This is a genomic window from Nostoc sp. PCC 9305 (assembly GCF_963920915.1).
GTDB lineage: Bacteria > Cyanobacteriota > Cyanobacteriia > Cyanobacteriales > Nostocaceae > Nostoc.
The window spans coordinates 18,018-30,981 of the sequence record NZ_CAWUDN010000097.1; the positions used below are offsets into that span (position 1 = coordinate 18,018).

Annotated in this window: 7 protein-coding genes and 2 pseudogenes; 7 read left to right on the forward strand and 2 right to left on the reverse strand. The window is 41.1% G+C overall.

Features of this window, described 5'->3' with window-relative positions; translation table 11 throughout:
- Positions 1–81 precede the first annotated feature (81 nt).
- Complete coding sequence (locus ACM0OX_RS27745) at positions 82–4,704, forward strand: caspase family protein (RefSeq protein ID WP_414518199.1); 4,623 nt, start codon at positions 82–84, stop codon at positions 4,702–4,704.
- Between the two features lie 152 nt (positions 4,705–4,856).
- Entirely contained in the window at positions 4,857–5,009 is a 153-nt protein-coding gene (locus ACM0OX_RS27750) for a hypothetical protein (protein ID WP_414518200.1), read from the forward strand.
- On the opposite strand, the pseudogene ACM0OX_RS27755 reads toward ACM0OX_RS27750, so the two are convergent.
- A pseudogene (locus tag ACM0OX_RS27755) lies at positions 5,009–5,548 on the reverse strand (hypothetical protein); the annotation flags it as partial. The gene ACM0OX_RS27750 and the pseudogene ACM0OX_RS27755 overlap by 1 nt on opposite strands.
- Before the next feature lie 269 nt (positions 5,549–5,817).
- Complete coding sequence (locus ACM0OX_RS27760) at positions 5,818–5,940, reverse strand: hypothetical protein (RefSeq protein ID WP_335157006.1); 123 nt, start codon at positions 5,938–5,940, stop codon at positions 5,818–5,820.
- Positions 5,941–6,031: 91 nt separating this feature from the next.
- Here ACM0OX_RS27760 and ACM0OX_RS27765 point away from each other — a divergent pair, with 91 nt between their 5' ends.
- The 5 genes and pseudogenes from ACM0OX_RS27765 to ACM0OX_RS27785 all read left to right on the forward strand — a co-directional run.
- Positions 6,032–6,220: a hypothetical protein gene (locus ACM0OX_RS27765; RefSeq protein ID WP_414518202.1), complete on the forward strand. Its 189-nt coding sequence runs from the start codon at positions 6,032–6,034 to the stop codon at positions 6,218–6,220.
- Between the two features lie 49 nt (positions 6,221–6,269).
- Positions 6,270–8,267, forward strand: coding sequence for an AAA-like domain-containing protein (locus ACM0OX_RS27770; protein ID WP_414518204.1), 1,998 nt, complete (start codon positions 6,270–6,272; stop codon positions 8,265–8,267).
- A gap of 172 nt (positions 8,268–8,439) precedes the next feature.
- On the forward strand, positions 8,440–9,822 hold the full coding sequence (locus ACM0OX_RS27775) for an AAA-like domain-containing protein (protein WP_414518205.1): 1,383 nt from the start codon (positions 8,440–8,442) through the stop codon (positions 9,820–9,822).
- Positions 9,823–10,334: 512 nt separating this feature from the next.
- On the forward strand, positions 10,335–11,591 hold the full coding sequence (locus ACM0OX_RS27780; protein WP_414518206.1) for an ISAs1 family transposase: 1,257 nt from the start codon (positions 10,335–10,337) through the stop codon (positions 11,589–11,591).
- A 304-nt stretch (positions 11,592–11,895) separates the two neighbouring features.
- Positions 11,896–12,702, forward strand: a pseudogene (locus tag ACM0OX_RS27785) (IS5 family transposase); the annotation flags it as partial.
- Positions 12,703–12,964 lie beyond the last annotated feature (262 nt).

A 12,964-nucleotide genomic window follows, 5' to 3' on the forward strand; every position in this document is an offset into this window, starting at 1 on the left:
GGAAGTCAGTATGCAGTGCTGTTTGATGAATATATCAGATTCAAAAAAGTAGAACAAACAACCAACAAAGGAACTGTTTTTATGGCTGAATTTTCTAGAAACATGGCATTTATCATTGGCATTAATAATTACACAAACGGTATTTCCTCTCTACACAATGCTGTTAATGATGCCAAAAAGCTAATTGAAATACTGCAACAAAAGCATGAATATAAAGTACAGGAGTGTTTGGATGAAGTAGCTACTCTCAATAACTTAAATGAATTTTTAGAAAAAATACTACCAGAACAAGTAAGTGAAAATGACCGCTTGCTATTTTACTTTGCCGGTCATGGGATAGCCCTGAATGGCGATGATGGTCCAGAAGGTTATCTGATTCCCCAAGATGCAAAATTGGGAGATGTTCAAACCTATCTACCAATGACTAAGTTGCAGGAATCCCTGAGTAAATTACCGTGCCGTCATTTTTTGGGAATCCTCGACTGCTGTTTTGCTGGAGCCTTTCGCTGGTCAAGCAACAGAGATTTATTAACTGCGCCAGAAGTCATCCACAAAGAGCGTTATGAGCGTTTTATTAGTGACCCAGCTTGGCAGGTGATAACTAGCGCAGCTTCTGACCAAAAAGCCTTAGATGCCTTTGCACTTAACTCAGAACGCGGCTCAGATGGCACCCATTCCCCTTTTGCTGCGGCATTAATCGAAGCACTTGTAGGTAAAGCTGATATCTATCCTCCTACTACCAATGGCAAACCCCCAGGAGATGGGGTCATCACCGCTACTGAACTCTACTTATATCTACGGGATACAGTTGAACCAGCCACTGAAGGAAATCGCCAACGGCAAACCCCCGGTATTTGGCCTCTGAAGAAGCATGATAAAGGCGAGTATATTTTTCTTTCCCCCGGACATCCACTCAACTTACCGCCAGCACCACCTCTGGATGCTTCAAAAAATCCCTACCGAGGTTTGGAATCTTATAACGAGGAACATAGCGAACTGTTTTTCGGAAGAACTGAACTGGTAGAAAAGTTACATAATTTTGTCAAAACTCATCCCTTAACAGTGGTGTTGGGTGCTTCGGGTTCGGGTAAATCTAGTTTGGTAAAGGCAGGATTAATTCCCCAACTGCGGCAAGATAATACTGAGCAATGGTGTATTCTGCCACTCATGCGTCCTGGTGAAACTCCTATGCTCGCGTTAAATAATGCTTTGAAAAATGCCCAATTACCAGAGGTAGTAGTCCAAAATATAGAACAGAGCTTGGCGATGAGCATTGATACTTGGGCAAAAAATCACCCTAAAATTAAGTTATTACTGTTTATTGACCAAAGCGAAGAAATTATCACCCTCTGTCAAAATGAGGATGAGCGCAAAGAGTTTTTTCAACAGATACTCAAAGCAATTAATGTCCATCGTGATAGATTACGGGTAGTATTATCCCTACGCTCTGACTTTGAACCCCAAGTAAGAGATGCTGGCTTAAAGTTTGTTGACCGCACAGTCAATAACTTAGAAAATACGGTGCTGGAAAGTCGTTGGTACAGTGGACGATTTATTATACCAGCAATGACACGAGGAGAACTGCGGCAAGCGATTGAGAAACCCGCAGAAAAACGGGTGATGTATTTTCAGCCCCACGAACTTGTAGAACAATTAATTGATGAAGTAGCAGATATGCCGGGAGCATTGCCCCTGCTTTCTTTTGCCTTGAGCGAACTTTATCTCAAGTATTTAAAGCGACAATGGGATGCACAAAACGAAGGTATAACAATTGACCGGGCGCTGACGCAAGAAGATTATCAAGATTTGGGAGGAGTTATCCAATCACTGACTCAAAGAGCTGATGAAGAATATGAGACGTTAGTTAAAGAAAATCCGGCTTATGCCCAAATTATCCGCCATGTGATGCTGCGGATGATAGCCCTTGGGGGAGGTGAGTTAGCGCGCAGACGAGTACCTCTATCGGAGCTAGAATATCCACCAGAGAAAAACTCTTTCGTTACAGCAGTAATAGAGCGCTTTACCAAAGCACGATTACTGGTGAAAGGAGACGATGCTGATGGGAATCCCTATGTAGAACCTGCCCATGATGCTTTGGTGCGGGGATGGCAAAAACTGCTGATGTGGAAACAAGAGGAGCAAGAAAGTTTAGTGCTGCAACAGCGATTAACTCCTGCGGCGACGGAGTGGGATAGCATTAAAAATAAGGACAAAGAACAGCCAAAAGGGATTCTAGACAGAACCGTTCCTATTTTTGATTGGTTAGATCAACGACTATTTTTTCCAATCGAAAACAAATTGAGTAAAATTCCTGCTCAATTTATCCGACTTCTACAGCGACCGCAGAATCAGCAAGAGCGTTCGAGAGAGAAACCTGTACAATTTTTATGGAATGCGAATCCTTATCTCAATGTATTGGATAAAGAACTCAATTCCGATGATAACTGGCTTAACCAGGTTGAAGCTGAGTTTGTACAGCAAAGTGTTTTGCGAAAACGTCGCAATATTAGTTGGGTATCGCGGGGTGCGATCGTAGTTATACTGGGATTGAGTGGTTTAACTTTGTGGGCGCTAAGTGGTCAGAAACAAGCACTAATAGAACAAATGAGCGCTGATAAAAATTCCACGGAAACTATGTTACGTACAAATCAGCTGACACTAGATACTTTGATAAGTAGTTTACGGGCTGGAAAATCCCTAAACAACTGGCTTTTTTCGGTAGGATTTCTTAAACCACAACTAAACGAGCAGCTACAAAATCAAGTCATCGAAACTTTGCGAACAGCGTCTTATGCAGTAACAGAACAGAATCGTTGGCAACTACCTCAAGGTTGGATAGCACAAGATATTGTTATTCATGAGAACAAAATATTAGTAGCTGCTACAACCGATAACAATAAGATTTGCGTTCGGAATATACAATCTCATGAAAATCTACTTTGTCATGAGTTCTCCGATAATCAAAGCTTACTTGAAAGTCCCATGCTTAAGTTTAGCCCTGATAGCAAGAAATTAGTCATCAGTGACAGTGACCCTTTCCAGCCACAAATTATTTATTTGTGGAACTTGGAATCCAATCAGATTCATAAGTTCCAGGGAACATTTGTTCCTTATGGGTATAGTTTTAGTCCTGATAGTAAACAACTAGCTTTTATTAAAGATAATACTGTTTACTTATGGGATTTTAAAAACACACAACGCTCCCGGTTAAAAGGATTGCAAGGCGATGTTAAAGGTATTAATTTTAAACCGGATGGAAACTTACTAGTGGCTACTGCTATCCAAGAACAAAAGACTATGCTTATTCATATATTGGACTACCGCTCAGGTAAAAAATATAAATATGAATTTCCAGAATTGGACAAGGACTCTGTTGCAGATGTGAACATTGATAATAATGGTCAACCGCTTGACATTACCTATTCGCAAAGGTCGCCAGGGCAGCATCATGCTCAGGCTCCCTTTATTTTTTTGTGGAATCAGAAATTACATCCCTTAGGCTTTAACAAGAAGGTAAGTTTTAGCCCCAATGGAGAACAATTAGTTATCACACAATCAGATGGTACTATCCAGTTACTTAACTCAGACCAGTTACTTAACTCAGACCAGTTACTTAACTCAGACAGTCGTGAGGAGCAACTAACTATTCAAGGTCATCAAGGCTTTTTCAGTAACGTGAGTTTTACCCCAGATGGCAAGCAACTGCTAACTGCCAGCAATGATGGTACGATCAGTCTATGGAATTTAGAGCAAAAACTTACTCCCCCAAAAGCACCAATAGAAGTTCCCGGCTTATTTGATGGATTCAATTTCAGTCAAGATGGTCAGCAACTAGTCACGCTAGAAGCAGGTACTGTTCACTTGTGGGATCTGTCGTCTAGTCAGGAGTTAAGGTTGCCGAGTTTGCTACAGCAACAGCGATACGATAAAGAAAGCAAGTTTATTTTGAGCCCAAACGGTCAGCAATCGCGACAACTAGCAATCGTGGAACCGATTAATAATGAATCCACAAAAATTCAAATTCATGTGTGGGATTTATCGTTGGGCAAAGAGCGGGTTTATCTGATTGATAACATATCTATCTACAACAAATTTGAAATAGGGCGTTTTAGCCCAGATGGCAAACAACTAGCAATTTTATATAGTGATTCTATACACCTGCTAAATCTTACAAAGAATGATAACAACAAAAAGTTAACATGCAAATCTGGGGATATTTATGCTTTTGCTTGGACAACAGATGGTAAACTAGTTGCGGCTACTACTGGTCAAGATGGTGTTGATATCTGGGAACTTTCTTCTGATTCCTCCTGCTACAAACAGTTAGCGTCCCTAAGGCTTGGAGATGGATTTTCATCCGCTTCTTTTAGCACGCATGATGGTAGGGTCAGTTTTAATACTGATGGTAGCTTGGCTAATATTTCTTATCAAAATCCTACTATCTTATGGGACTGGCGGAGGAATATACTTGTTAAACTTGATTTTGATGAGGATACAAATACATATAATTTTAGATATAATTTCATCAGCCCTGATGGTCGAACGCTGGTTTCATTCAATGACCATAAAATTAAGTTATGGCAGCTTGGAGGATTAGATGAACTGCTAGAAAGGGGTTGTAAACGACTACGTGGTTATCTAGCTACCCTTGATGATAATAACAGCGATCGCCATCTCTGTGAAGGAATTAAAGCTTCTCAGTAGCCAGAACAAACGCAGAAAACCAGTACAGGTGAAACAATTGCAGTATCAACTCCCAGTAGTTTGAGTGTGTCAAAAGTAGTTGGTAAGTGAGCGATCGCCATCTCTGTGACGACGTATCACCAACTGCTGCAAATCCCAACAACTAGGTTCAGGTGAGAGCGATCGCCATCTCTGTGAAGGAATTAAAGCTTCTCAGTTGCCAGAACAAACGCAGAAATTTAGTACAGGTGAAACAATTGCAGTATCAACTCCCAGTAGTTTTGGTGTGTCAAAAGTGGCTGGTAAGCGAGCGATCGCCAGTTTAATAAACTTGCTGTTTCCATTTACCAAAGAGAAAATTACCTAATTCCCCTGGTAGGGTGAGGTGAGCATGGGAGGCTATAGCTCGAAATTTGGAGCGATACTTGACAGCATCAAAGTTGATGTCACGTTTTTGCTGGAGATAATCACGAGCGATCGCTCTGCTACGACGATTATTGATACTTCTTTTCCGCAATTGTTGCAATACTTCCCAACCTCGTTGTGGTGGTAAGGCTGTTAATGCTGCGGCAATTAATGCACCTTCTTCTTGTCGATGTTCAAGGGGTGTATGTTTTCCTGTTGCTAGTAACTTGAGGATAATCTGCGCTTGGTTGAAGTGGTTAATCCTTGCTGCCAATGTCCGGGTATAGACTAAGCGGTAATTACCTAAAATATAGTCGTGCAAAAAATCAATAGATACGCGCTGCCCGCAACTATCACCGTAGAATTCACGCTGTCCTGTGCAGGAGAGGCAGGCATTAATGAACATGACTAAATCTTCCCTTGCCACTTGCTGATGTTGGTTCGCCCGATTAATGTCCATTTTTGACATAGTGGCTTTTTTGAAGGGGTACTGTTCGGGGAATGACGACACGACAAGCTAGGATAGCATTACAGGCTAGGTTCGGAAGTCGCACCAAAGTCCCGCAAACAGTATTAGCGACTATTTTAAGTTCTAGATGAGAAAATAGCTAGAGAAATCAGACTTAAATTTTACTCAGTATACTGAGTCTTTAAGCCGAACGCAAAAAGGTGATCGCAAACTAATTCAACGAACCAAAACTGAAGTGCCACCGGGAAAAGTAGCCGGAGCTAACCCGGAGTGGCGGCAAGTAAACTTCCAACGCTAGAGCCGCCGGGGAGATCCCGATGACCAAACCAAGTCTGAAAACTGGTTGCTAAAAACTTTAATCGTTCCAGAATCAAGGCGTTCACACAAAGGCATTGCCCCGATCAGCAATCGTGTACAAGCGTATGCGATTGCTCTGGCATTGCTCAAGAGCGTAAGCGTTCGCCAGTAGGGGTGGTGAGTATTCAAGCCCAATATGCTTTATTACAAATGCAACAAAAGGATTATATTCTTCAAGAAGATAACTCTCTGGCATCGCGCTTAGACATCTTCTGTCATCATCTTAATATTGCTCCCACAGTAGCCCATCAAGGATTGCGATCGACTAAAGTAGCAGTAAAAGCATTAGGTTCGGTTGCTGCTTAAGACCTGATTGCTGTGCTTGAGTCTCTGCAAATTCAAGTAGCAGACGAAGGTGATTGGACAACTATACCTGAAAAATGCCCATCATTGTTATAGTCGCTGGGGTGCAAAAGCCAAAGTTAAAGCCCTAGAATTGGAGTACCCACAGTTTCTAATGGATATAAACAACCGAAAAGAAGATCAAAGCATTAATACAACTGAATGTACTGGTAGTACAAATCCTCAAGTACTCGATCTGATGACAGTTACCAAAGCCTCTCAAGTATTAGCTAGCGAAATTAAATTGGATCAACTGCTGGCTAAGTTAATGAAAACTGTAATTGAAAATGGCGGTGCTCAAAAAGGCTTTCTGATATTGGAAAAAGATAGTAAATGGGTGATCGCAGCTGAAAGTACAGTAGATTCTGATGATGTTACTTTACTCCCATCGCTTCCCATTGACTCTGTAAATGGCGATCGCCAGACACCTATCCTACCAGTTGCGATCGTTAACTATGTTGTCCGTACTCAAGAAAATGTAGTACTTAATAACGCAACCGTTGAAGAACAGTTTATCCGCGATCCCTACATTGTCGCCACTCAACCAAAATCGATTCTCTGTACTCCTTTGTTAAATCAAGGCAAACTAAGCGGTATTTTATATTTAGAAAACAATTTAACCACAGATGCATTTACCAGCGATCGCATTGAGGTTTTAAGAATTCTTTCGGCTCAAGCTGCTATCTCCATTGAAAATGCCCGTCTCTACGGACAGTTAGAAGATGATAACCGAAATCTAGAGATGAGAGTAGACGAGCGCACTCAAGAACTCTCACAAACCCTAGAAATTCTCAAAGCTACCGAAGCCTATTTGAATATTAGGAATAGGCATAGATTTTTAAACTCACTAACTCTAGAAAATCTCAAAGCCACACAAGCCAAACTGCTCTTTGAAAACGAGTTACTCAAAAGTGGCGAACAACCCTCTACCTTTGACTATCAAGTGGGAGGAAGTTTGCCGATGGATGCCCCTACTTATGTTGTGCGTTCAGCAGACCGTTATCTCTATAAGGCATTGAAGCGCGGGGAATTTTGTTACATTCTCAATCCTCGGCAGATGGGCAAGTCAAGTCTGATGGTACGCATGATACATCACCTCCGGCATGAGGGATTTAGCTGCGGGGCGATCGATCTGACCCGCATTGGTAGCGAAAACGTCACGCCTGACCAATGGTACAAAGGCTTAACAGTAGAGCTATGGCGAAGTTTTGGTTTGTTAAAAAAGGTTAATCTAAAAACTTGGTGGCAAGAGCAAGGAGATATTTCTCCGGTTCAGAGGTTGAGTCAATTTATTGAAGAAGTTTTGCTAGTTGAAGTTGCTCAGGGAAATGATACTATACCTAAAAACTTGATAGTTTTTATCGATGAAATTGATAGTTCCTTAAGTTTAAAATTCCCAGTTAATGACTTTTTTGCGCTAATTCGCTCTTGCTATAATCAGCGTAGTATTAATCCAGAGTATCGACGTTTAACCTTTGCTCTTTTTGGAGTAGCTACCCCTGGGGACTTAATTACTGATCACCAAAGAACGCCTTTTAACATCGGTCAGACCATTCAATTAGAAGGGTTTAAAGAGCATGAAGCGCAACCTCTACTTCAAGGATTGACCGAGAATGTGAGCAATCCTCAAACAGTTTTAAAAGAAGTGTTAGCCTGGACTAATGGGCAGCCCTTTTTGACTCAAAAGCTCTGTAGATTTATCCGCAATTCTTCATCTCCTATCCCTAACAATAGAGAAGCTGAATGGATTGAAAATTTGGTGCAAAGGTCGGTAATACAAAATTGGGAATCACAGGATGAACCAGAGCATTTAAGAACCATCCGCGATCGCCTTCTCAAAAGTAAACAATCCGTTCGGTTACTAGAACTCTACCGTCAAATTTTGCATCAAGGAGAGATTATTGCAGTTGATAGTTCAGAGGAAAGAGAATTGCTTTTGTCAGGGCTAGTAGTCAAGCAACAGGGAAAATTGAGAGTTCAGAACCGTATTTATGAATCTATTTTTGTTTGATTTACGAAACTTTTGTTTAATCTGGAAAGTGAAAGAAGAGGTCTATCCTTCTGGATAATTTAATTTGTCTAAACAATACTATTGTACTAATAAATGGCAGATATTGTGTTACTTGCGTAACTCCTGTTGTCTTTACTGTTATCTTTATTAGTCGCATTTGTCTGTAATCTCTATGAACCTTGATAGTCTGTTTGAGATTGTTGATCGCCTGCTAATTGAGAGCCACAATCGCCCCCTTAATTCCACCGAAAATCTGATTCTGCGTGGGATTTGGCAGTATAAAACTTATAACCAAATAGCTATAGAGGCAGGTTATAGTCCTGGCTACTTTACCAATGTTGTTGCCCCAGAATTGTTTGGGCGACTTTCTGAGGTCATTGGCCAGCGCGTGACCAAGAAAAACTGTCAGGTGCTGCTGGAATCTTATGCCATCGTTGAAGCAGCTCCAAATACAAAACTTTTGAAAGAAGACCTGACGCAATTTCCCCCCACAGTTAATCAGGATACGTCACCTTCCTACCCCAGCGGCTCAGTTGCTCTCGCCTCTCCCTTTTACCTCAAACGTTCTTACCTTGAGGAGCAAATCTATCAAGAAATTAAGAAACCAGGAGCGTTAATCAGGATCAAAGCTCCCAGAGAAATGGGCAAAACTTCACTGTCGCTGAGGATTCTTGACTATGCCAAGCACCAGGGTTACTGCACTATCAGCTTGAATCTAGAACAAGTCGAGCAGACAATTCTGAGCGACTTGAATCAACTTTTGCGCTGGTTGTGTGCCAATATCGCCCGCCAGCTTCAGCTTCAACCAATGTTAGACGAGTATTGGGATGAAGATTTGGGAAGTAAAGTTAGCTGCACCGTCTACTTTCAAGAATATCTACTAGCGTCAATTAATACTCCCCTGATCTTGGCGTTGGATGAAGTGAACCATATTTTCGAGCATCCCCAAGTAGCGAAGGATTTTCTACCTCTGTTGCGTTCTTGGTACGAAGAAGCAAAAAGACTGCCGATTTGGCAAAAGCTTCGTTTAGTCGTTGTTCACTCAACAGATATTTATGTTCCTCTTGAACTTAATCAGTCTCCTTTCAATGTAGGATTACCGATTCAGTTAGACAACTTTAGCCAAGAAGAGGTACAACAGTTAGCCCAACGCTATGGACTCAATTGGACAGATGGAGAAGGAGCTAGACAATTAATGGCAATGGTCGGGGGACATCCGGCACTAGTAAATTTAGCTCTCTATCATCTAAGTCGAAACGAGGTAACTCTGTCGCAACTACTAGAAACTGCTCCCACTGCTAGCAAAATTTATTCTTATCACTTGCAGCGTCACTGGGCAACCTTGCAAAAACAGCCTGAGTTAGCACAAGCTTTTGATAACGTTCTGAATGCTAATGAAGCTATTCTCTTAGATCCCATCCTTACTCATAAGTTAAGCAGTATGGGGTTGATTAAACTTTCTGGATCTGAAGCGATGCCAAGTTGTGAATTGTATCGGCGATTTTTTAGGAAAAAAGAGCAGCATTTGGTGTTGCAGAATAAAAATATGAACTAGTGCGATTGCTATAGAATGTCTAAGATGTGCATTAATCCGCATTGGCAAAAATAGTAAACAAAATAACTACTTTGTATTGTTAGACACAATAGTGATAAATCCTTGAGATGTACCACAGTTAATTTTCATGCTTGGTAATAATAGTTAGTTTACCTGACTTTCAGGCTTAATTGAAGTATTGATTTATGAGTAATAATATTGAGAGCGCCTACTTAATAACCTGAAGAAAAAAGCTCAAGCCTTTGGTTTAAAAGTCACTTCTATTTCTGACCCTACGCAATTGTTGAGAGTACAGGTGCTTAGTACAGCTTTGCGTAAAATCATGGCGACTTGAGGGTTAAAATTTAAACACAAAGGGGCAGGGTAAGCTCATCTAATTTGGTATAAAGAAAACTTGACAAATTAAAGAAGAACAATCATAGACGAATGTGTAAACAATGGACTTGACGACCGAGCAAGATCAATGAGATGAATTCAAATGCTGTCGTGAAAAATTGTCTGGAGTCAAGTCGATGTCAGAGGGCTTTGAAACTAAATCTACTGATACTGCCAAAAATACTCGTCGTCAGCAAAAGTCAAGAGAAATAGCAAACATCGGAACTATTCAACAGAGCCTAGTTGAGCATTTCTCGGATATCAAAGACCCAAGAGTAGAGCGGACAAAGAAACATCAACTCACAGATATCTTAGTAATTGCAATTTTAGCAATCATCGCTGGAGCACAAGGGTGGGAAGACATCGAGAATTATGGCATTAGCAAGCAAGCGTGGTTAGAAGAGTTTTTGGCGTTACCAAACGGCATTCCCTCAGATGATACATTTCGACGAGTGTTTGAGTTTATTGACCCAGAAGGATTAAATCGGTGTTTTATGAAATGGGTAGAAACGCTCTTGACGACAATGGGAGGAGAGATTATTCCCATAGATGGAAAGACAATTAGGGGTTCCTATGACCGCAATCAAGGTCAAGGAGCACTCCATGTCATCAGCGCCTGGGCAAGTGAACAACGTTTAGTGTTGGCACAGGTAAAAGTAGAAGATAAATCCAATGAAATTACTGCCATTCCTGCATTATTAGAGTTGCTGGACATCACGGGTGCGATTATCACTATTGATGCGATGGGAACACAAACTGAGATTGCCAAACAGATTATTAACAAGAAAGCTGATTATGTTCTGGCACTTAAAGCTAACCATCCGACTCTCTATTCTCAAGTCAAAGAATGGTTTGAAAAAGCCCAAGCGCAACAATTTCAAGGGATTGATGTTAGTTATGACAAACGTCTTGAGAAAGCACATCATCGCACAGAAATCCGTGAAGTTTGGGCTGTACCCGTTGCGGCTATTAGTGAGCTTTATCAACCCAAATTATGGGCAGGATTGCAAACCCTAGTTATGGTCGTCCGTGTGCGTCATCTTTGGAATAAAACTACCCGCGAAGTTCAGTTTTATCTCACTTCTTTAAACAGTGATGCTCAAATTATCGGTCGGGCTATCCGAAAACACTGGGGCATTGAAAACCAGGCTCATTGGACTCTCGATTGTACTTTTGCTGAAGATGCTTGTCGCATTCGTTCTTTTCACAGTCCTCAAAATTTTGCCCTTTTACGACGCTTGGCGCTGAATGCCCTTAACCGTGAACAGACCTACAAACGTAGTCTCCGTCAAAAAATGAAGCGTGCCGCTATGGATAATAATTATTTAATTCAGGTTCTCAGTTGTTTCATCAACAATACATTAGATTCTTCTGATTCCTTATGTCAAGCCTGATTGAGATGCTCTTACCCTGCACAAAGGGGCGTAGAGGTAAGCGCAGAGATTTCGCTATAAATTAATGAGATGTTGTACTTAGTTACCATTTATTTTAATAACATTGCTATTTAGGGATGTTATTTTTCATGAGTTTTACTATGAGTTATGGAATGAGTTTTATGAGTTTCAGAGTCTATAAGACAAATAATATTAAAAGTAATTCACTGCAATGTTAGAGGTTGTTTGAAAAGTTGGGAATGTTGTAAAAAAGCTCTCTCAGTATACGCTGTGAATAGATACTAAACAGCACCGAGAGAGTGGTATGAGTAAAGCATACAAGAGCAACCTAACCTTGGCACAATATAAATTTCTGAGTGACATGATTCCAGAGCCAAAACCGGGTGGTCGAAAGCGTGAAGTTGATATGTGGGAGGTTCTCAACGCGATTTTCTACATTTTGGTAGAAGGAGTCAGATGGCGATCGCTCCCAGGAGATTTTCCTGCCTGGCAAACGGTCTATACATACTTCCGCAATTGGCGTAAAGACGGGACTTGGCTAAAAATCCACGATAATCTCCGAAAATGGGAATGCAAACGAACATCAACGTCATCCCAGCCCATCCGAGGCAATAATTGACAGTCAAAGTGTTAAAAGCGCAGCAATGGTGAGTCAGTCAGTTGGTTTTGATGCAGGTAAAAAGATCAAAGGACGTAAGAGATTTATGACCGTCGATACCTTGGGGTTGGTTTTAAGGGTTTTAGTCACCGCAGCCAATGTTGGTGAACGAGAAGGAGGAAAACGAGTTCTAAAACGAGTCAAACAGTCCAATCAAAAGGTCTCTCGTTTGACTACTATCTGGGTAGATGTTGGTTTTGATGGAGAACCTTTCATGCAGTGGGTGATGAATTTTTGCCGTTGGATTGTACAGCTAGTGCTGCGATCGCAAGAGGCTAAAGGTTTTGTCTTGCTCAAAAAACGTTGGGTTGTAGAGCGGACTTTTGGTTGGTTGATGGGATGTCGCCGATTATTTAGAGACTATGATTAGTTCGAGACTATGAGTTATTGTCGGCAACATCCGAGACTTTTATTTATCTTGCCATGATACGCATTATGGTTCAGCGATTAGCAGAATTTTTAACCTCTAAGAACTTTTCAAACAACCTCTTACGCTGGCAAGCTTTGACCTTCTTCGCTGATGTGGGTGTAGGAAATATTTAACTTATAAAAAAGTAGCTTTTATTGAAAAACTAAGGAAAATTGGTCATGGCAGCAATCGATACAGCACCCTTAGAAAACAGCCTGGGATTTCTAGCTTTAGGAGCTTATATTCTCACTTTAATGCCCACGAATCTCAGAATAATTTTTCCTCAAACTAAACAAGCGAACCTTC

Excerpts from the sequence above, each read along its gene's own strand:
- ACM0OX_RS27745 (WP_414518199.1), top strand. The coding sequence starts at position 82 with ATGGCTGAATTTTCTAGAAACATGGCATTTATCATTGGCATTAATAAT.
- ACM0OX_RS27775 (WP_414518205.1), top strand. The coding sequence starts at position 8,440 with ATGAACCTTGATAGTCTGTTTGAGATTGTTGATCGCCTGCTAATTGAG.
- ACM0OX_RS27780 (WP_414518206.1), top strand. The coding sequence starts at position 10,335 with ATGTCAGAGGGCTTTGAAACTAAATCTACTGATACTGCCAAAAATACT.